Source organism: Agromyces aurantiacus (assembly GCF_016907355.1).
Classification (GTDB): Bacteria; Actinomycetota; Actinomycetes; order Actinomycetales; family Microbacteriaceae; genus Agromyces; species Agromyces aurantiacus.
This window is the reverse complement of sequence record NZ_JAFBBW010000001.1, coordinates 468415-489797: the sequence shown is the minus strand read 5'-3', so window position 1 is coordinate 489797 and position 21383 is coordinate 468415. Positions and strand designations below refer to the sequence as shown.

The window sequence follows — 21383 nt, the reverse complement described above, 5'->3', positions numbered from 1 at the left end:
GATGGCCCGCGGATGCCGCGCCCGGCCCGCACGGCGTAGCGTGGAGCCCGTGCTGACTCCCCCGGTGACCGAGAAGCGACCGACCGAACGCACCCACCACGGCGACGTGGTGATCGACCACTACGAGTGGTTGCGCGACAAGGACGACCCCGCGGTGATCGCGCATCTCGAGGAGGAGAACGCGTACACGCGCGCGAAGACCAAGCACCTCTCGCTCCTGCAGGAGCAGGTGTTCGAGGAGATCAAGCGCCGCACCAAGGAGACCGACCTCAGCGTGCCGACGCGCGAGGGCGACTGGTGGTACTACTCGCGCACGGTCGAGGGGCTGCAGTACGGCATCCACTGCCGCGTGCCCGCGCGCGGCGCCGACGACTGGGAGCCGCCCGCCATCCCCGAGGACGGCTCGCCCCTGCCGGGCGAGCAGGTCCTGCTCGACGACAACGTCGAGGCGAAGGGCCACGACTTCTACTCGCTCGGCAGCTTCGACGTCACGGTCGATGGCACGACCCTGCTGTACGGCGTCGACGTGGCCGGCGACGAGCGCTACACGATCCGCCTGCGCTCACTCGACGGATCGGGGCGGGCGTTCGACGACGAGATCCCCGGCACGTCGTCGGGCGCGATGTTCGATCCATCCGGCCGGTACGTCTTCTACTCGACCGTCGACGACGCGTGGCGGCCCGACACGGTCTGGCGGCACGAGGTCGGCACGCCGGCCTCCGACGACGTCAAGGTCTTCCACGAGCCCGACGAGCGCTTCTGGCTCGGCGTCGGCCTCACCCGCAGCCGCCGCTACCTCGTGCTCGAGGCGGGCTCGCACATCACGAGCGAGTCCTGGCTGCTCGACGCCGACGACCCGACCGGCGAGTTCCGCGTGGTCTGGCCCCGGCGCGACGGCGTCGAGTACGACGTCGAGCACGTCGTCGCCGGCGGTCGCCACCGCCTGCTCATCGTGCACAACGAGGGCGACGCGGTGAACTTCGAGCTCGTCAGCGTCGCCGCCGACGACCCGCAGGGGCCGAGGCGGATGCTGCTCCCCCACGATCCGCGCGTGCGCATCGAGGGGGCGCACGCGTTCCGCGACTTCGTCGCGCTCGAGTACCGCCGCGACGGCCTCCCGCGCGTCGCGATCGCGAAGGTTCCGGCGCATGGGCTGCCCGCCGACGCGACACCCGACGACACCCTGCACGAGCTCGCCTTCGACGAGGAGCTCGCCTCGGTGGGGGTCGGCGCGAACCCCGCGTGGGAGCAGCCGTCGCTGCGGATCGGCTACGGGAGCTTCGTCACGCCGTCGATGGTGATCGACGTCGACGTGGCATCCGGCACCCGCACCGTGCGCAAGCAGCAGCCGGTGCTCGGCGACTACCACCCCGAGCGGTACGCGCAGAAGCGCGAGTGGGCGACGGCGCCGGATGGCACGAAGGTGCCGATCTCGCTCGTCTACCGGCACGACCTGGTCACCCTCGGCGAGCCCGCGCCCACGCTGCTCTACGGCTACGGCTCGTACGAGCACGCGATCGACCCGGGCTTCGGCATCCCGCGCCTCTCGCTGCTCGACCGCGGCATGGTGTTCGCCGTCGCGCACGTGCGCGGCGGGGGCGAGATGGGCCGGCTCTGGTACGAGCACGGCAAGAAGCTGCACAAGAAGCACACCTTCACCGACTTCATCGCCGCGGCCGAGCACCTCGTCGACCACGACATCACGACCCCCGACCACCTCGTCGCGCAGGGCGGCTCGGCCGGCGGCCTGCTCATGGGCGCGGTCGCGAACCTCGCGCCGCACCTGTTCGCCGGCATCGTCGCGGAGGTGCCGTTCGTCGACCCGCTCACCTCGATCCTCGACCCGTCGCTGCCGCTCACCGTCATCGAGTGGGACGAGTGGGGCAACCCGCTCGACGACCCCGAGGTGTACGCCTACATGAAGTCGTACGCGCCCTACGAGAACGTGCACGCCGTGCAGTACCCGAAGATCCTCGCGATCACCTCGCTGAACGACACGCGCGTACTCTACGTCGAGCCCGCCAAGTGGGTCGCCCGCCTGCGCGAGGTCGGCGCCGACCCGCTGCTGAAGATCGAGATGGCGGCCGGGCACGGCGGGGTGTCGGGGCGGTACGCGGCCTGGCGCGAGCGCGCGTTCGCGAACGCCTGGATCATCGACGCGGCGGGAGCGCACCCCAGCGGCGAGTGAGCAGGCCCGCGATGGCCGGATGTCGTCGAATCGTGCCCTGATCGGGGCTCGCCCGATGTCGGCGGGCGGGAGCAGACTGGCGCGCATGTCGTTCATCACCGAACTGAGTGAACGGATGCCGCAGCGCGTGCACGCGCCCGGCTCCCCCGCATACGAGACCGGCAGCCACGTGTTCGCCGGCCAGGGCACGCCCGACGCGGTCGTGCGCCCGTCCTCCGCCGCCGAGGTGGCCGAGGCGGTGCGCGCCGCGGTCGCGGCCGGCGTGCCGATCACGGTCCGCTCCGGCGGGCACGGCTCCGACCCGGCCACGGCCGGGCTCCTCCTCGACCTCTCCGACCTCGCCGCGGTCGAGCTCGCGGGCACCGACGGGCTCGTGCACGTCGGCGCGGGCGCGAAATGGGGCGAGGTCGCGGCCGCACTCGCGCCGCACGGCCTCGGCATCACGTCGGGTGACACGGTCGACGTCGGCGTGGGCGGCCTCGCCCTCGGCGGCGGCATCGGCTGGCTCGCCCGCACGCACGGCCTCACGGTCGACCTCCTGCGCGAGGTCGAGCTCGTCACGGCCGCCGGCGACGTGCTCACCGTCAACGCCGAGTCGCACCCCGACCTCTTCTGGGCGCTGCGCGGCGGCGGCGGCAACTTCGGCGTCGCGACCCGGTTCACCTTCCAGGCCGCGCCGGTCGACGGGCTCGTCGGCGGGCACCTGCGATGGGACCAGTCCGACGTCCCCGCCGTCCTCCGCGCCTGGCGCGACGTGCTGCGCGAGGCGCCCGACGAGCTCAACGGCACGTTGCTCGTGATGCCGCCGCTCATGCCCGAGATCCCGGCCGGCCCGCAACTCGCCGTGGCGCTGCTCGGCACCGAGGCGGAACTGCGGCGGATCCTCGCGCCCATGCTCGAGCTCCCGTCGCTCGCCGACGAGTCGCTCGGCCCGGTCGCCTACGTCGACCTGCTCGAGGCCGCGCCGCCGGGCAAGCCGCCGTTCCTGATGGTCGGCGGCAACGGCTTCGTGCCCGACCTCTCCGACGAGGCGCTCGAGGCGTTCGCGCGCGCAGTCGACCGCGAGGTGCCCACCATGCTCCTGCTGCGGGCGCTCGGCGGCGCTTTCTCCCGCGTGGCGGCGGATGCCACGGCCATCGCCCAACGCGACGGGCAGGCGCTGCTCGCGGTCAACGGTATCCTGCCGGCCGAGTCGACCGAGGAGCAGATCGCGGCCGCCCGCGTCGCCGTCGACGAGGCGATCGCCTTCACGACCGGGCGCTACTCGAACTTCACGCCCGAGTTCGACGCCGACGCGATCGCCGCGATCTACCCGCCGGCCACCCTCGAGCGGCTCCGCGCGGTCAAGCGCGAGGTCGACCCGGGCGACGTGTTCCGCGCGAGCCACCACATCGCACCGTGACCCGCTGGGGCCCGCCGGCGTGCGCCCGCACCCGGCGGGCCCGCGCGCGCTTGTCGAGCGCGTCGACGGCGAAGAGGATCGGGATCGACGCGAGGGCCACCGCCCAGCCGACGAGGGGCGGGTTCGCCTGCCCGAGCAGGTCGGCGATCGGCGGCACCCACAGCAGCACGAGCGAGAACGCGGTACCGACGAGCACGGCGCCGACGAGCAGCCGGTTGCCGAACCATCCGAGCGCCCCCGGCCACTTCGTCGACGACCGGCACGCGAACGCGTTCGCCGCCTGGGCGAACACGACCGTGATGTAGGCGGCTCCCGACGCGGCGAGCAGCGCGTCGCCCGACGGGAAGGGCCCGCCCGGCTGCCATCCCGCCGCCATCATCGACAGGATGAACGCGGTCATGCTGAGCGCCGCCTCGAGCGGGCCGAGCACGCCGAACGCGCGGCGCAGCACCGTGGCGCTCATCAGCCGCCCGCTCACGGGCGGACCCTTCAGCAGGTGCTTCGCCGGCGGCTCGGCGCCGAGCGCGACCGCGGAGAGCGTGTCGGTGCCGAGGTCCAGCGCGATGATCTGCAGGACCCCGAGTGCGAGCGGGAACTGCCCGCCCGACAGCGCCCACACGACGAAGGGCGCCAGCTCGGCCACGTTGTCGGTGAGGTGGTAGGTGAGGAACCGGCGGATGTTCACGTACGCGGCGCGACCCTGCTCGATGCCCGCGACGATGCTCGAGAACGCGTCGTCGAGCAGGACCAGGTCGGCGGCCTCGCGCGCGACATCCGTGCCCGACTTCCCCATCGCGACGCCGATGTCGGCCTCGTGCAGGGCGGGAGCGTCGTTCACGCCGTCGCCCGTCATCGCGACCACGTGGCCGCGGGCGCGCAGGGCCGTGGCGATCCGCACCTTGTCCTCGGGCGAGACGCGCGCGACGACCGTGCCGTCGTGGTCGAGGATCGCCCCGAGGTGCTGCTCGTCGGACGGCAGGTCGGCGCCGACGAGCACCGGGGAGTCCGCGAACCGCAGCCCGACCTGGTCGGCGATCGCCCGGGCGGTGGCGGGATGGTCGCCCGTGATCATCGCGACGCGCACCCCTGCTTCGCGGCAGGCGCGCAGCGCCTCGACGACGTCGTCGCGCGGCGGATCCTCGAGGGCGACGAGGCCGAGCAGCCGGAGGCCGTCGCCGCACTCCTCGAGCGTCGCCGGCGTGCGGTCGCCGCGCGGCGCCGCAGCGATCGCCAGGAGCCGGAGGCCGCGCTCGGTCATCGCGTCGACGGCGGCGTGCGCCTCCGCGCCGTCGCCGCACAACGGCAGCACGGTGTCGGGCGCGCCCTTGACGATGACCTCGTCGACGCGGACCACGGCCATGCGCCGCAGGCGCGGATCGAACGGGAATCGGTGCTCGGTCGCGTGCCGGGCGCGATCCTCGTCGGTGTCGGCGCCGAGCCGGCGCGCGAGCGTGTCGAGGGCGGCCTCCATCGGATCGCCGTGCGAGCGCCAGGCCCCGTCGACGAGCGCGGCGTAGCCCGTGGAGCATCGCTCGGCCGCGAGCGCGAGGTCGCGGACGGCGCCCTCGGCGGCGGGGTCCGACCACGCGAGCACGGCCTCCGGCCCGTACCCCGCGCCGTCCACGTCGAGCGATCCCGACGGCGTCCACGCGTGCACGACGGTCATCTGGTTGCGGGTGAGCGTTCCCGTCTTGTCGGTGCAGATGAACGTCGTGGAACCGAGCGTCTCGACCGCCTCGAGGTTGCGGACGAGGATGTTGCGCTTCGCCATCCGCTCCGATCCCCAGGCGAGCGACAGCGTGACGGTGGGCAGCAGGCCCTCGGGAACCAGCGCGACCGTGACCCCGATCGCGAACACGAACGCCGCCTGGATCGGATTGCCCACGATGAGCGAGATGACGAGGAACAGCAGACCCATGCCGATCGCGATCATCGCCGTGAGACGCACGACCTGGCGGAGGCCCCGGGTGAGCGGGGTGTCGGGCTTTCCCGGCGTCGTCGAGAGCTTGGCGATGCCCGCGAGGCGCGTGTCGCGGCCGGTGGCCGTGACCCGGGCGCGGGCCTCGCCCTCGACGACGAAGGTGCCGGCGAAGAGGGGGCCCTCGACGTCGACCCCGCCGGCCACCGACTCGCCCGTGAGCATCGAGGTGTCCACGAGCAGGCCCGTCTGGCCCAGGACGGTCGCATCGGCCGGGACCCGGTCGCCGCTCTCGAGCAGGAGGACGTCGTCGACCACCACGTCGGCGGCCTCGACGACCTGCCGCCGGCCGTCGCGCCGCACGGTCACCCTCGCGGGCAGCATCTCGCGCAGCCGGTCGGCGGCGCGGTCGGCCCTCGCCTGCTGGGCGGCCGCGAAGATCGCGTTCAGCACGATGACGCCCACGATCGCGACGCTGAGCTGCGGCAGGTCGGCGAGGAACGCGAGCACCGCCGCGCCCCACAGGAGCAGCGCGAAGAAGTGCACGAGCTCCGCGAGCAGGCGGCGGACGGCGGACGGCCGCTTCGCCGCGGGCAGGACGTTCGCGCCGGATCGCGCGAGCCGGTCCGCCGCCTCCGCCGAGGTCAGCCCGATCGCGTCGATGACCGCCATGCACCCCTCCCGACCCGGCCCAGCGTAGGCAGCAGGCCGGCGGAGGCCATGGGACGTCGGTCCCGCGACGACCCCGGACGGCTCAGGCCGCAGGCACCCCGCGACGGCTCAGGCGGCGGGCGGGTCCTCGTGCAGGTCGACGTCGGCGGGGAGGAACGCCCAGCGCGTGAAGCGCACCTCGAGCCCGCCGCGCATGGGCGCGCACACGAGCGGTCCGGCGGTCGCGGCATCCGCATCGAACGGCGCGACCCGGATGGTGCGCCACTCGCCGTCGCCCGCGCGCGCCCGCAGCGTCACGGCGTCGCCGTCGACGCCCGACCGGCTGGCCCGGATCGTGACGACCTGCCCGGCCCACTCGGGCACCGGCGCGAGGGACCAGTCCGACAGCCGGTTCGTCACGACCGCGCCGACGTGCGGCACGCCGTCGTTCACCTCGATGCCGGCCTTGACCCAGTGCTCGTCGCCGACGTGCAGCATGAGCCCGGCCTGGTCGTAGAGCCCGGTCAGCGTCGACGAGTCGAACGAGACCTCGACCGCGGAATCCGTCGGCCACGGTGCGAGCAGCGCGTGCCCGTCGTCGTGCACGAACCCGTAGTGCGTGGTGCGCCAGAAGTCGCTGCCCTCGGCGGCCTCGACGACGAAGCCGTCCTCGTCGGCGCGCACCGAGACGGGGTCACGGCTCCACCGGCCCGAGTCCCACGGGTTGGCGCGCACCGCGCCCTCGGGCGTGGGTGCTGCGGCGGATGCGGCGGCGTCGGGCGTGTCGGCGTTCATGCCTCAACGCTAGCCAGTGCCGCGAGCCGGCGCTCGCGCATCGCCAGCCAGAGCGGGAACGTGAAGGCGAACGCCGTGAGCAGCGCGCCGGCGATGTAGAGCCACGCGAACCGCATGCCGATCCGGCGCGACTCGACCGCGATGAGAATGCTGCCGGCGACGGCCACCACGAGCAGGTCGGTCGTGATCGACGACACCGCGGGGCCGCTCGAGACCAGGTCGCCGAGGAAGTCGCGCTGCGCGGCGATCGCGAGCGCGTTGTACGTCCACGTGCCGACGAGGCCGACCACGGCGAGCACCAGGTAGACGATGGCGAGCGGAGTCCAATGGCGCGTCATGCGCCCAGTGTCGCAGCCGCCGCGTCAGTACTCGGGAATCGACTCGACCGCGCGCTGCGCCGCAAGCCGCGCGAGCTCGCGCGACAGGTCGTCGGCGACGACCTCCATGCGCTCGGCGCGATGGTCGGCGTAGTCGGGCTCCTCGTCGAACCGCGGCCAGCGTCGGTCGAGCTCCTGCTCGATCGCGGCGCCGAGCTCGTGCCAGGCGTCGTCGCGCGCTCGCTCGACGAGCCGTTCGATGTACTCGTCGTCGCCGCGGCGGGTCCACAGCGCCTTCGCGACCGCGGCGTGCACCTTCTCGCGCCGTCGCAGGTTCAGCAGGTCGCCGCGGTGGTAGTCGTGCTGGTGCTGCGAGCGCCCCTCGCGCCTCGCGGCCGACTCGCGCTCGGCGGCGATGTGCTCGGCGCCCTCGTCGGCCTCCTGCACGAGCTCGTAGAGCACCTCGCGGGCCATCGCCGCGGACCGCTCGTCGGAGTACGGCTCGTCGCCGCGGAGGGCACCGACGATGAGGCGGTTCTTCAGCGCCATCCGCCCGGCCGACTCGGCCATGAGCAGGCCCTCCTCGAGCATCTCGTCGAAGCTCGGGGTCTTGGGCTCGGGCAGCTTCGAGCGGTCGAACGGGGTCATCTTCACGCGCGTTCGACGCCGCTCCCACGGCAGCCGCAGCCAGCCCATGCCCACCTCCTCGAGTCGCCCCTTCGAGGGTACCGAGTGCGGGTGAACGGATGGCGGTCGAGGCCGCTGCCCGGCGACCGGGCCGCGCGGCGTCCCGGCCTCAGCCCGCGGACGGGTCGAACCCGGGCGTACACCCGTCGCGACCGACGTACTTCACGACGAGGCTGCAGTCCTTGTCGCCGTAGCCCTCGTCGATGAGCCGCGCGAACCGCTCCATCGCGAGCCGCCCGGCCGCGAGGTCGAGGCCCGCGGCGTCGCCCGCCGCGAGCGCGTACGAGAGGTCCTTCTCGGCGAGCCGGGTCGTGAACGTCGCGTCGAAGTTGCGGTTCGCCGGGCTCGTCTCGACGACGCCGGGCACCGGGTACCACGTGCGCAGCGGCCACGAGTCGCCCGACGACACGGTCGCGAGGTCGTGGAACACCTGCGGGTCGAGCCCGAGCGCCTCGGCGAGCCGGGCACCCTCCGACGAAGCCTGCAGCGAGATGAAGAGCATGAGGTTGTTCGCGAGCTTCGCCGCGACGCCCGCGGTCGGCCCGCCCACGACGAAGACGTGCCCGGCCATGGGCTGCACGAGCGCGGCCGCCTCCGAGGTCGCCTGCTCGTCGCCGCCGAGCATGAACGTGAGGGTGCCGGCGTGCGCGCCCGCGATGCCGCCCGAGACCGGCGAGTCGACGAAGCGGATGCCGCGGGCCTCGGCCGCGTCGTGGCAGGCGCGCGACGTCTCGACGTCGACCGTCGACGTGTCGAGCACGAGCGCACCCCGCCGCACGACGTCGAACACGCCCGGGTGCCCGTCGTCGCCGATGAGTACCCGGCGCGAGTGCTCGGATCGCGGGAGCGAGGTGAAGACCACGTCGGCGTCGCGCGCGGCGGCCGCGGCATCGGTCATGAGGCGCACCCCAGCGGATGCCGCGTGCTCGGCCATGCGCGGATCGACGTCGAATCCCGCGACGTCGTGCCCGGCGCCGACGAGGTGCGCGGCCATGGGCGAGCCCATGTGCCCGAGCCCGATCCATCCGATGGCGGCCATGGCGTCCTCCTCGACGTCGCATCGCGCGGCCCGACGCCGCGCCTGCTCCCACGGTACGACTCGCGCGGCGCCCGCGCACCGGGTCGCCCCGCGCGCGCCTACGGGATCGAGCTCGCGGTCGCCTCGAGGTCGGTGACCGGGCGATCGCGCTGCGTCGCGAGCGCGAGGCCCGCCGCACCGCAGACCACCGCGATCGCGACGACCTCGACGAGGGTGAACGACTCGCCGAGCACGAGCGCGCCGAAGACCGCGGCGATCACCGGCCCGAAGCTCGTGATGATCGCGTAGAGCCGCGGCGTGATGCGCCGCAGGATGTAGGTGTCGAGGCTGTACGGCAGCGCCGACGAAAGCACGCCGACGCCGAGCAGCAGGAGCAGCACGCGCGCGTCGAACGCCGACGCGTCGAACGTCAGGATCGCAGCCGGCACGAGCAGCGCGAGGCTCACGAGGCTCGCGACCGTGAGCCCCTCCAGGCCGGGCAGGCTCATGGCGACGCGTCGGGTCAGCAGGATGTATCCCGCCCACGCGGCTGCGGCCGTCAGCGCGAACACGACACCCCACGGATCCACGCCCGCGCCCTCGGCCGCGGCGCCGCCGTCGCCGGCCCACGGCCCGATGAGCAGCAGCACGCCCACCCCGGCCGCGACCGCGCACGCGACGTCGAGCAGCCGGCGCGACGTGAACAGCGCGATCGCGAGCGGTCCCAGGAACTCGATCGTCGCCGCGATCCCGAGTCCGAGGCGGTCGACCGACTCGTAGAACGAGACGTTCATCACCGCGAGCACGACGCCGAGCGCGACCGCGGCGCGCAGTCGCCGCCAGGTGAGCTCGGCGCGCCTCGGCCGGTAGAACGGCAGCACGGCGGCCGCCATGACCAGCTGGCGCACGGCCACGACGACGAACGATCCGACGATCGGGATGACGAGTCCCGCGAGCGATGATCCGAAGTTGATCGACACCTCCGTGCCGAGCTGGGTCGCGGCGCCCGCGAAGCGGCGGCGTCGCAGCGCGCCATCCGTCATCGCGCCGAGGTCGTGGGTCACCACTCGACGATACGCGGTGCGCGACTCGCCCTCGGCGACGGTTGCGTCGAGTCCCGCGCTGTGGTCGGCTGTGATCAGGGGTGCGCGCATGACGAAGCCATTCGGATGCCTGACCGATGACGAGGTGCAGCACGCGGGGCGTGTCGAGCTGCGCCGGGTGGTCGTCACGGACGACGTCGAGTCCTGGGACCTGGCGCTCTACGCGCTCGGGGGGATCGAGCCGATCGCGATCGACGCGTTCAGCCTCGACGAGCTCGACCGCATGAATCCGCCGTCGTCGCGCGACCTCGCCGACGGCGTCGCGAAGGTGGTGCTCGGATGCCACGGCCTCAAGCGCACCGAGCCGTGGGCCATGTCGCGCGACGCGACGAGCTGGTCGGCGCGCGTGGCGGTCGTGCCGGTCGCGGCGACGGCCGAGCCCGTGGATCCGCCCGTCGCGGGCGGCTGACGCCGCTCCGACGACGCGCGGTCAGCCGTCGAGCTGCTCGCGGAAGCGGGCGGGCACGGCGCCGGGCCGCGCCATCCGGCCCGCGGCGACGCTCGCCTCGGCGGCGACGAACCCGTCGGGCCGCACGAGGTAGATCCGGTCGGCGCGGAGCCGGCCGTGCGCGTCGGGCGGGAAGACGTGGTGCTCGACGCCGAGCCGGCCCGCGACGGAGGCGACGAGCGATGCCGGCGCGCCGTAGCCGTGCACCTGCCAGCGCATCGAGCGCAGCGCATCGAAGTTCGACGGGTCGCCGCTCGCGTACGGCAGCCGCTTGCCCACGACGTCGTCGCGCGCCTGCGATCGCGAGGGCGGCGTCGGCGACATCCGGTACCGGATGCGGGTCTGCGAGAGGAAGCCGAACAGCCGCGGGCCGCCGATCAGCAGCGGCAGCAGCCGGATGGCGAGCGGTCCCATCGCCGGGATGGCGCGGCCGCGGATGAAGTGGGACAGGCCCGATTCCGAGGTGACCACGCCGAACAGCCGATCGGTCGTCGCGACAAGGCGCCGCGCGACCGGGCGCCGTTCGGCCTCGTACCGGTCCAGGCGGCGCTGGGGCATGCCGCCGACGAGCACGTCGGCGAGCGCGCACGCCAGGTCGTGGGCATCCTGCAGGCCGGTATTCATGCCCTGGCCGCCGACGGGCGAGTGGATGTGGGCGGCGTCGCCGACGAGGAAGCACCGCCCGTCGCGGAACCGCGCCGCGACCCGGTGGTGCAGGCGGTACGTCGCGAACCACGTCGACGAGCGGTAGCCCACCGTGAAGCCGCGCGCGATCCGGGATCGGACGAGCGCCTCGGGCAGCTCGCCGCCCTCGGTGAGGTCGGCGTCGCGCACGACCCCGATGATGCGAGCGTGGCCGGGCTCGCCCATGGGGAACGACAGCAGCAGGTCGTCGGGCGCCATCCGGATGTTGACCCGGCCCTCGACGAGCCCGGTCGCGCCGATCGCATCCGCGACGAAGAACGTGTGCTGGTTCGTGACGCCATCGAACGGGATGCCGCGGAGCTCCCGCACCGCGGACCGCGCGCCGTCGGCGCCGACCACGTACCGTGCCTCGACGCGCACGGGCCCGTCGGGCCCCTCGAACCGCGCGACGACGGATGCCGCGTGCGGCTCGAGCCCGACGAGCCGGTGCCGCCAGCGCACGTCGCGCCCGCGCGCGGCGAGCCCGTCGACGAGGATCCGCTCGTTGCGGCTCTGCTCGAGCACGGTGATGTCGGGGAACGGCGTCGTCGACTCGCCGAACCGCACGAACGGCACCTCGCCGAGCACCCGGTGGCGGAAGCAGAGGACCGCGCCGAGCGCCACGCCGCGCTCGGCGAGCACGCGGTCGACGAGGCCGAGCTGGTCGTAGATCTCCATCGAACGGGCCTGCACGACGAGGGCGCGCGATTCGCGGGTCGGGCCGTCCTTGCCGTCGGCGATGATCGCGTCGACGCTGAGCTTCGCGAGCACGTTCGCCGCCATGAGCCCGCTCGGACCCGCCCCGACGATGAGCACGTCGGTCTGGAGGGTGGGTGCCGTCTCGGGATCGGCCATGCCTCCACCATGGCACTCCGGCGCGTCGGATGGGAGGGGGCGCGCAGCGGGCCGTGCGGTGCGAGGATACGAACGGAGCGATCCGAAGCGACCGCCGCGACGAACCACGTTCGGCGGGGCGTCCCCGCGGATTCGGAGGAGCAGCCGGCATGGCGGAGTCGACGACACCCACGACGCGCTCCGGCGCCTCGGCGGCGGAGCCGGGCGGGCCGGGCGAGGCGCCGCGCAGCGGCCGCGACGACCGCGCGACGACCGCGTGGGCCGCCGTCTCGGGCCTGATCGCCGCGGGCGCGTTCCTCGCCGCGGCCGAGCTCGCCGCGGTCTTCACCGCGCGCGACGCGAGCCCGATCCTCGCGGTCGGCGCCTTCGTGATCGACGTCGTGCCACAGCCGGTCAAGGAGTTCGCGATCGCGGCCTTCGGCTTCGCCGACAAGGCCGTGCTGCTCGGCAGCCTCGGGCTGGCGGTGCTCGTCGCGAGCGCGATCGCGGGCGTGCTCGAGCTGCGCCGCCCGCCGTGGGGCGCGGTGCTGCTCGGCGTCGCGGGCGCGCTCTCGCTCGCCGCGACGGTCACGCGCGCCGGCGCCGAGCCGCTCGCGTGGGTGCCGTCCGTCGTCGGCGCGGTGGTCGGCGTCGTGGTGCTCCGGCTGCTCGCCGACCGGCTGCGCGCCTCCGTCGGCCGGACGCGGCGCGGCTCGAGCGGTACGAGCGGCACGAGCGGCACGACCGGCACGAGCGCGGCGACCGGCACGACCGGCGACGCAGCCCCGGAAGCCGCGCGCGCCGGCTCCGTCGACCGCCGCGGGTTCTTCGTGGTCGCGGCGGTGGCCGCGGCATCCGCCCTGGTCGTCGGCGTCGGCGCGCGGATCTCGAATGCCGCGAGCGCGTCCATCGACGCCATCCGGAGCGCACTGAAGCTTCCCGCTCCCCGGCGCACGATCGCCGTGCCGCCCGGCGCCGAGCTCGACGTGCCCGGCCTCACCCCACTGATCACCCCGAACGCCGACTTCTACCGCATCGACACGGCCCTCACGGTGCCGTCGGTCGATCCGGCGTCGTGGCGCCTCGTGGTCGACGGGCTGGTCGGGCGGCGCGTCGAGCTCACGTTCGACGAGCTCGTCGCGATGGGCCTCGACGAGTACGCGGTGACGCTCACATGCGTGTCGAACGAGGTCGGGGGCGACCTGCTCGGCACCGCGGTGTGGCTCGGCGTGCCCGTGCGCGACATCCTCGCGATGGCCGAGCCCGACGCCGACGCCGACATGGTGCTCTCGCGGAGCGTGGACGGCTTCACGGCCTCGACGCCGCTCGAGGCGCTCACCGATCCCGGCCGCGACGCCATCCTCGCGGTCGGCATGAACGGCGAGCCGCTGCCGCTGGACCACGGCTTCCCGGTGCGGATGGTCGTGCCGGGCCTCTACGGCTACGTCTCGGCGACCAAGTGGCTGGCGGAGCTGAAGGTCACCACGTTCGCGGCCGACGAGGCGTATTGGACGCCGCGCGGCTACAGCGCCGAGGCGCCCATCAAGCTCTCGTCCCGCATCGACACCCCTCGGCCGGGCCGGGCCGTCCCCCCGGGCCGCACCGCCATCGCGGGCATGGCGTGGGCGCAGCACACGGGTGTCGAGCGCGTCGAGGTGCGCATCGACGACGGCCCGTGGCAGCGGGCGGAGGTCTCGACGCCGATCAACGCCGACACGTGGGTGCAGTGGGTGCTCGAATGGGATGCCGCGCCGGGCACGCACTACGTCACCGTGCGCGCCGTCGACCGCGACGGGCGCGTCCAGGTCGGCGAGCGCGCACCGGTCGCCCCCGACGGCGCGACGGGATGGCACCGCGTGCTCGTGACCGTCACCGACTGAGCGTCCGGGCCGGCGTACGCGCCGCGGCGGTCGGGGCTGCCACTGAGATCAGTGCGCGGCATCCCTGAACCTGCCTCCGGTCCCTTGCGCGCGCCGCGCCGCGGGAGTATCGAATGAGGTGACGGGCCGGGGGACGCCGGGCCCGCCACGGGCGGCGGACCGGGGGGACCGACGATGTGGACCGACGACGAGCTGATCGAGGTGATCCACGACTCCCCCGCGGCCGTCGACGACGCACTCCGCGCGATCCAGCAGGACGGCAGCGGGCCGCCGGTCGATCTCGACGCGTTCACCGCGGCGGCGGGCGTGCTCGGCACCGATCCGGGCCGGCTCGCCGTCGACGAGCTGCGCCGGCGCGACCTGCTGGCGGCGTTCGAGGCGGCGCTGCGCGCGCGCGAGGTCCGGCCGGTCACGGCGCGCGGCGCGGCGGGCGGCGCCCCGGAGGCCGCGCGCGCACCGGGAGCACGCGCCCCAGCCGAGGCGGAGGACGAGGACGAGGCCACGGCGGCGGGACGCACCGACGTCGACGCGTTCGAGCGGTTCCTCGGCCGCGCTCGCACGTTCCGGTGCCGCGTCGAGGTCGAGGACGCCTTCGCGGGCAGCGGATGCCTGGTGGGCCCGGGCCTCGTGCTGACCGCGTGGCACGTCGTGAGCCCCGACGGCCCGGGCGCCGCGCCCGCGACCGCCCCGCACGTGAAGGTCGTGCTCTCCGACGGCAGCGCGCACGACGTGCACATGCCGCCGACCTACGCCTCGCCGTGCGGCGACGCCGAGTGGAAGGACGAGGCGCCGCGCAGCGACGACGAGGTCGCGAACCGCCATGACGTCGCGCTGCTCGCGCTCGAGACGCCGGCGGCACGTCATCTCGGCTTCGCCCCGATGCCGGATGCCGCGCCCGCCGTCTCGTCGCGGTCGCGTGTCTACCTCCTCGACTTCCCATCCGGCGAGGACGGGAAGCTCGCCGACGGCACGACCTGGAAGATCCGCAACGTCACGTCGCGGCTGTACCACGATATCCAGACCGAGCACGGCTCGTCGGGCGGCGCATGCTTCGACCGCGGCTTCCGTCTGCTCGGGCTGCACCAGGGCGGCATCCGGGTCTCGCGGCGGGGGCGCGAGGTCAAGCGCGGACGCCTCGTGCCGCTGCGGCTGTTCTACGACGACGTCGCGCCGTACGTCGCCGAGGACATCGCGCCGACCGAGATCTGGCACCTCGACGGCGAGCGGACCCAGCTCGTGATCGGCCGCGACCTGTTCGCGGCCGCGGTGGCGGCGGCGGCCGAGGAGACGACGCGCGTCCGCGGCATCCGGGTCAAGCGGCGTCGCCCAGCAGACGGCGACGAGTCGGGGCTGGGCTTCTCGTACCGCATCCTCGTCGAGCTCCTCCTGCGACGCGGCGGCTCGCAGACGGTCGTCGCCGTGCCGCTCGACGAGCCGACGAGCGACCTGCTGGGCGACCTCCGGCGGCGCGTCGAGGCCGCGGGACTCCGGCTCCGAGCGCCGGGGCTCGCGGATGGCGCACCCGCGCCCGACACCCCCGCGGGGACGGCGCGGGAGCAGGCCCACCTCCTCGCCGCCGCCGTCGACGAGGCCGCCGCCGAGGCGGGTCGCACGGTGTGGTTCTTCGTCGACAACCCGTCGGTGCCGCTCTCCGAGGCGGCGCGGATCCAGCTCGAGGCCTTCGTCGCCGAGGCGCTGACGCTGCCCCGCATCCGGCTCGTGATCGCGGGCCTCGAGACCGTGCCGCTCGCGGGCCTCGAGTTCTCCAGTCCGGCGGCCGCCGACCCGGTCGGGCCGCCGGGCCTCGTGGTCGAGTACCTCGGCGGCTTCACGCGCGGCGACCTGCTCGACTGCCTGACGCGCGCGTCGGAGGACCTGACGGGCGGGTCGGACCCCCGCGGCATCGAGATGGTCGTCGACATGCTGCTCGGCGAGTTCCGGAGCTTCAACGGCGAGTACGCCGACGCCGATCTCCCCCACGTCGTCGCCGGGCTGCAGCCGTACCTCCAGTACCTCGAGCGCCAGGCGCGCCGCGTCGGCGAACGCGAGGACGACCCCCACGGGGGCGATGGACCATGACCGACCGCCGCGAACCGCCGACGCCCATGGACCCGCTCGACCGCGCGCGCGAGTTCGCGGCGCTGTCGGGACCGTTCGACCCGGTCCAGGCGCTCCGGGCCGACGGAACCGGCACGGCTGGGGGAACCGCCGCGCCCGACGCCGCGGCGGTGACGACCCTCGCGGCGGGACTGTCGCGCGACTGCGACAAGGTCATGCCGGGAAGCGGGCCCACCGGATGGCTCATGCGCGGCGTCACCCGCCGGCGCGTGCTCGACCGGCTCGCCGAGGCCGGCACGCTGGGCGACGCGGTGGCGCGGCGTCGCGCCACCGCGACCGACGACGCCACGAACGACCTGCTCGACGCGATCGAGGGACGCCCGCCGTTCACGGCCGAGGCGATCGACGCCGCGATCGATGCCGGCGACCGGGGACTGCTCGAGCGACTCGCGATCGCGCTCGGCCGAGTCGACGGGCATGCGCCGCGGGGCGCCGACCTGCCCCGGGTCAAGTCGGCGCTGACGAGGCTCGAGCTCGGATCGACCCGACACGCGCGGGCCCCCGGCACCGCGCGGCCCGACCACGAGCCGGAGCTCGAACGGGTCCTGGCCTGGCTCGACACCGCGTTCGTCGAGGGCCCGGCGCGGACCCTGTTCATCGAGGGGATGCGCGGCGCCGGCAAGTCCGCCCTGATCGAGGAGGTCGCCGCGCAGCTGCTCGTGCGCGACGACGACTGGATCGTGGTGCGCTTCGACTTCGACCGGGGGGGCCTCGACGTCCAGGACACCGTCGGCCTGACGATGGAGCTCGCCCGGCAGGTCGCGACGCAGCTGCCGGGCGCCGAGGCCGCGATCCAGCAGGCGCGGCAGCGAGCCTCGGGCGCGACGCCGGGAACCTCGCCGCTCAAGGGCGACAGCCCGGAACGCGTGCCCGAGGAACTCGGCCTCGTGCTCCAGCACGCGCTCGGCTACCCCCAGCGGCGCATCCTGATGGTGCTCGACGCACTCGAGGTGCTGCGCGCGCGCGGCGAGACCCATCCCGGGCGGCTCTTCGAGTGGCTCGACGAGCTCGCGGAGGTCACGCACGCGCCGATCGCGGTCATCGGGGCCGGGCGCGGCGACCCGCTCCACGGCCTGCACGCGCGCATCGGCGAGCGCATCGAGCTGCCCGGCGTCGACGACGCCGCCGCCGACCGCGAGCTCGAGCGGCTCGGCGTCGATCCCTCGGCACGGGACGCGGTCCGACGGATCTCGGCCGGCGACCCGCTGACGCTGCGGCTCGCGGCTCGCGTCGCGACCTCGCTCGGCACCGACGCGCTGCGTCGGGCGCACGGGCGCGGCGCGATGACGGCGACCTACCTCGTGCGCGTGCTGCTCGCGCACGTCGACGACCCCGACCTGCGGCGCATCGCGAACGCCGCGATCATCGTGCGCCGCGTCGACGCGAACGTCATCCGCGATGTGGTCGCGCCGCGCTCAGGGCTGCGAGGGGTCACGGCGGAGCGGGCCGCGGAGCTGCGGGACGGCCTCGCGAGCCTGGAGTGGCTGATGGAGCCCGACCCCGTGGCGCCCGGCGTCATCCGCCCCCGCCCCGATGTGCGCGCCGCGGTGCTGCCCCACCTCTACGAGACCGCGCCGGTCGTATCGGCTCGCATCGACCGGGCAGCGGCGACCTGGTTCGAGGAGCGCGGCGAGCCCTGGGCCGACGCGGAGGCGGCGTACCATCGCCTCCAGCTCATGCGGCGGCGACCCGAGCCGCCCGACCTGCCGGCGTCGGCCCTCGCCCGGATCGACGCGGAGGCGATCGCGGAGCTGCCGCCCGCCGCGCAGGACCTGGTGCGCTCGAGTCGCGGCAGCCGCGCACGGCTGCGCCACGCCGCGTCGGAGGCCGCCGGGGCGGCTCGGAGCACTGGCGGACCCCCGGATGCCTCGGCGGTGCGCGACCTGCGTGCCGCGAACGACCGGTCGGACTGGATCGAGGGGCAGCACCTGTACGAGCGCGCCATCGCCGGCGCGACCGTCGATCCCGGCACCACCGCGGCTCGGGTCGCGCTGACGTTCCTGTGGCGCGCGGGCCGCTGGTCCGAGGCGCGAGACCTGCTCCGGCGCTCGCGCGGTTGGCGGCCGGCGTCGCCGATCGCCGAGCAGCTCGCGCACCATCGGCTCGACACGATCTGCCGGCTCGAGATGGGCGCCGAGACCGAGTTCGAGGCAGTCGTCGACGAGCTGCGACGCGACGAGGCGTTCCGGGCGGCCGTCGCGGCGCTCGCGTCGGAGACGATGCTCGCGAGCCTCGTCGGCGCCGGGCTGCGGTTCGCGCTGCACCGCGCCGGCGTCGTGGTCGCCGCGCGGCAGGCGGGGGCCGACCCGGTCGGCACCGCCATCCGGTGGTGGACCCCCGCGACCGCCGAGCCGGACGGCACGGGCGCGGCGAGCCGGCCGCTCGGCGAGCCCCGCGAGGCACGCCCCGTCGTGCCCGCCGGATGGGACCGGATCGTCGCCCGCACCGGCCCGCTCGAGGTCGCGACGATGGATCCGGCGGCGGCGATGGCCCGCTCGGCCGCCGTGCTCACGCCGTTCGCCGACCTCGTCGACACCATGTGCCGACTGCCCGCGCACGGCGAGCTGAGCGGGTACGCCGCGGCCGTCCGTCCCCGGCTCGACGCGCTCGGCCTCCTCGCGCCATCCGGGTCACCGCCGTGGCACGACCGGATCACGACCGGCACCGCCCCCGCGCTGCGCAGCCTGACCGAACTCGGGCTGCTCGCCGAGCTCATCGGAGCCGCGGCCCACCTGCGACGCGATCGCGACCTGCGCCTGGTCGCCGTCGCCGCCGAACGGTGGCGGCGCACCGTCGCGGGCACGTGGGCGTACGGCACCGCGCCGAGGCCGCCCGGCTGGGATCGCGCGCTCGACGCCACGCTCGCCGACCGCCTGGCGGCGATCCGCGACGACGCCGACCCGGTCGCGGCCGCGCGCGCGCAGCTCGAGGCCTGGGCGCCCGAGCACGCGAGCGCCGACGAGGTGCTGCGCCTGCTGCGCGAGCGCTCGCCCGCGCGATTCGCGGCCGCGGCGCGGGCGGCGGCCGCGAACGGCCCGGCCGCCGCGGGCGTCGTGCTCGTGCGCCGCGGGCTGCCGAGCGCGTTCGTGCCGCCGGTCGCCGCGCTCATCGCGGGCGACGCCGCCGGGACGCGCCGACGGACCCCTCGACCCGACCCCTCCCCGCCCACCCGACCGCCAACCCGACCGCCCACCCGACCGGCACCCGCCGGCCCCGCAGAAGGGACGACACCATGAGCGACGAACCACGTGACGAGGAGGCCCGAACCGGGGCCGTCCGGCGCCGACTCGCCGACGCACCCGAGCTCAGGGAGGCGATCGAACAGGCCGTGAAGGCCGGTCGCCTGCCCGCCGAGATGGTCCCGCCGAGGGCCCTCGACGCGATCGACCGGGGCGGCGAGCTCGAGAGCGTGCTGCACGTCGACGCCCTCGAGGCGATCGTGCGACGCGTCGGCCGCCCGCCGCTCCTCGTGCGCAACGACGCCGTCGAGCTCGAGCCGCTGCCCGACTTCCCGGCCGGCACCGACGTGCTGATCAAGGGCGTCGAGCGGAGCGTGCGCTCGGTCGGCCGGGTCGAGTTCGTGAACCACCAGATGGCGTGGGGCGGCACGGGCTGGGTGATCCACGAGGACGGCGATTCGGCCCGGATCGTCGCGACGAACCGGCACGTCGCGAAGGTCGTGGCGCAGCGGGGCCTCGACGGCAGCGGCGTGTTCCTCCGGGCGCCGTTCACGGGCCTGCCGTACGGCGCAGAGCTCGACTTCAAGGAGGAGGTCGGGTCGAACCCGGGCGACGCGAAGCCCATCCGGGTCGTGGCGATCACCTACCTCGCCGACGACGCGGCACCGGATGTCGCGCTGCTGCGCCTCGAGGGCGACGACCTGCCGTCGGCGCTTCCCCTCGCCGAGGCGGAGGCGCAGGCCGACCAGCTCGTCGCGCTCATCGGCTACCCCGCGTACGACTCGCGCAACGACCCCGGCGACCAGGCCAAGTACTTCCGCGACCTGTACGAGGTGAAGCGATTCGCGCCGGGGTTCGTCATGCAGGCGCTCGGCGGCGGCCGCGCGCTCACGCACGACTGCACGAGCCTCGGCGGCAACTCGGGTTCGCCGCTCATCTCCCTCGACGACGGGCGCGTGGTGGGCCTGCACTACGCGGGCCAGTACGGCATCGCCAACAGCGCGGTCGGCGTCGACACCTTGCGGCGACTCGTCGCCGGCGAACGCCCGGTGCTCGCGGCCGGCGCCGCGGTCTCGCAGGCGCAGCGCGCGGCGGATGCGACGGAGGCGGCCTCCGACGGCGTGCACGCACCCGACTTCTTCGGCGGCCGGGCCGGCTACGATCCGGCCTTCCTCGGCGACGACCTCGCCGCACCGTGGCCGGGCGCGCCCGCGGCGCTCGAGCCGGGCCTCGCCCACCCGAGCGACGAGGATCCGGGTCGCCCGTTCGAGCTGCGCTACACGCACTTCGGGGTGAAGTACCACCTGCCCCGTCGCCAGCCGCTGATCACCGCGGTGAACATCGACGGCGAGCACCCGGTGCGCATCAAGCGCGAGGGCGACCGGTGGTTCCGCGACCAGCGCATCCCGCTCGAGGCGCAGCTGGGGAAGGACGACTACGCCGACCCCGAGATCGACCGCGGCCACATGGTGCGCCGCGAGGACCCGAACTGGGATCCCGACGCGACCGGCCCGACGGATGTCACCGAGCGCGCTCGCCTCGCCAACGACGACACCTTCCACTACACGAACTCGGCACTCCAGCACTCGCGCATGAACCAGGGCAAGCAGCTCTGGCAGGGCCTGGAGAACTACATCCTCGAGAGCGCGCGCACCGAGGGGTTCAAGGCGTGCGTGTTCACCGGCCCGATCTTCCGCAACGACGATCCGCTGCTCGCGGCCGGCCTGCCCGTGCCGCAGGAGTTCTGGAAGCTCGTGATCATGCCCGCGGCCTCGGACGGCGGCGGCCAGCGCCTGCACGCGACGGCGTACCTGCTCAGCCAGGGCGAGCTGATCCGCGACCTGCTCGAGAAGCGCTCGCGCGTCGAGGGCGTCGAGGGGTTCGTGCTCGGCGCGTACCGGACGTTCCAGATCGCGATCGCCGACCTCGCCGAGGCGACCGGCATGGACCTCGCGCACTACGTGCCCTTCGACCCGCTCGGAGGAAGCCGCATCGGGACCGAGGCGATCGAGTCGGGCGAGCCGCTGTTCGTGCCGCTCGAGATGCTCGACCAGATCGTCACCTGACACCGGGCGGCGAGCGGATGGCGCGGCCCGGCCGGGCACGCGCCATCCGCCCTGTCAACGCCTCGACGGATGCGGCGTGGTCGGGAAGCATCGGG

The 21383-nt window shown here is 74.6% G+C and carries 14 protein-coding genes; 7 read left to right on the top strand and 7 right to left on the bottom strand.

Translation table 11 applies throughout. The features are described 5' to 3' along the window. Position 1: 1 nt before the first annotated feature. Positions 2-2188, top strand: a complete 2187-nt coding sequence (locus JOD46_RS02350; RefSeq protein ID WP_204391374.1) for a S9 family peptidase — start codon at positions 2-4, stop codon at positions 2186-2188. Positions 2189-2273: 85 nt separating this feature from the next. Then, positions 2274-3590, top strand: a complete 1317-nt coding sequence (locus JOD46_RS02345) for an FAD-binding oxidoreductase (protein ID WP_204391372.1) — start codon at positions 2274-2276, stop codon at positions 3588-3590. Here the strand turns inward: JOD46_RS02345 and JOD46_RS02340 are convergent. From JOD46_RS02340 to JOD46_RS02315, 6 genes are all read right to left on the bottom strand, one after another. Then, positions 3532-6180 (bottom strand): cation-translocating P-type ATPase, encoded by a 2649-nt coding sequence (locus JOD46_RS02340; protein ID WP_204391370.1) that lies wholly within the window; start codon positions 6178-6180, stop codon positions 3532-3534. The two genes, JOD46_RS02345 and JOD46_RS02340, sit on opposite strands and share 59 nt — an antisense overlap. A 108-nt stretch (positions 6181-6288) precedes the next feature. Continuing rightward, positions 6289-6954: a DUF1349 domain-containing protein gene (locus JOD46_RS02335; protein ID WP_204391368.1), complete on the bottom strand. Its 666-nt coding sequence runs from the start codon at positions 6952-6954 to the stop codon at positions 6289-6291. Beyond that, positions 6951-7292 (bottom strand): DUF2834 domain-containing protein, encoded by a 342-nt coding sequence (locus tag JOD46_RS02330; RefSeq protein WP_204391366.1) that lies wholly within the window; start codon positions 7290-7292, stop codon positions 6951-6953. The genes JOD46_RS02335 and JOD46_RS02330 overlap by 4 nt, the downstream gene beginning before the upstream one ends. A gap of 24 nt (positions 7293-7316) precedes the next feature. Then, positions 7317-7967: a hypothetical protein gene (locus JOD46_RS02325; RefSeq protein ID WP_204391364.1), complete on the bottom strand. Its 651-nt coding sequence runs from the start codon at positions 7965-7967 to the stop codon at positions 7317-7319. A gap of 100 nt (positions 7968-8067) precedes the next feature. Beyond that, positions 8068-8997: an NAD(P)-dependent oxidoreductase gene (locus JOD46_RS02320; RefSeq protein ID WP_204391362.1), complete on the bottom strand. Its 930-nt coding sequence runs from the start codon at positions 8995-8997 to the stop codon at positions 8068-8070. 98 nt (positions 8998-9095) lie between these two features. Continuing rightward, on the bottom strand, positions 9096-10040 hold the full coding sequence (locus tag JOD46_RS02315) for an EamA family transporter (protein ID WP_307834873.1): 945 nt from the start codon (positions 10038-10040) through the stop codon (positions 9096-9098). Between the two features lie 88 nt (positions 10041-10128). On the opposite strand from JOD46_RS02315, the gene JOD46_RS02310 reads away from it, so the two are divergent. Beyond that, complete coding sequence (locus tag JOD46_RS02310; RefSeq protein ID WP_204391360.1) at positions 10129-10488, top strand: hypothetical protein; 360 nt, start codon at positions 10129-10131, stop codon at positions 10486-10488. A gap of 21 nt (positions 10489-10509) precedes the next feature. Here JOD46_RS02310 and JOD46_RS02305 read toward each other — a convergent pair whose 3' ends face one another. Next, positions 10510-12066, bottom strand: a complete 1557-nt coding sequence (locus tag JOD46_RS02305; RefSeq protein WP_204391359.1) for an FAD-dependent monooxygenase — start codon at positions 12064-12066, stop codon at positions 10510-10512. Positions 12067-12215: 149 nt separating this feature from the next. Between JOD46_RS02305 and JOD46_RS02300 the strand changes: the two genes are divergently transcribed. The 4 genes from JOD46_RS02300 (at position 12216) to JOD46_RS02285 (ending at position 21288) form a co-directional block, all read left to right on the top strand. Beyond that, positions 12216-13925, top strand: a complete 1710-nt coding sequence (locus JOD46_RS02300; protein WP_204391357.1) for a molybdopterin-dependent oxidoreductase — start codon at positions 12216-12218, stop codon at positions 13923-13925. 174 nt (positions 13926-14099) lie between these two features. Continuing rightward, the gene (locus JOD46_RS02295) at positions 14100-16004 is read left to right on the top strand and encodes a trypsin-like serine peptidase (RefSeq protein ID WP_204391355.1); all 1905 of its coding nucleotides are present in this window, start codon (positions 14100-14102) and stop codon (positions 16002-16004) included. After that, complete coding sequence (locus JOD46_RS02290) at positions 16001-19279, top strand: ATP-binding protein (protein WP_204391353.1); 3279 nt, start codon at positions 16001-16003, stop codon at positions 19277-19279. Before JOD46_RS02295 ends, JOD46_RS02290 begins: the two co-directional genes overlap by 4 nt. Beyond that, positions 19276-21288 carry a DNA/RNA non-specific endonuclease gene (locus JOD46_RS02285; protein WP_204391350.1) on the top strand — a complete coding sequence of 671 codons (2013 nt, stop codon included), beginning with the start codon at positions 19276-19278 and terminating at the stop codon, positions 21286-21288. The genes JOD46_RS02290 and JOD46_RS02285 overlap by 4 nt, the downstream gene beginning before the upstream one ends. Positions 21289-21383: the final 95 nt, after the last annotated feature.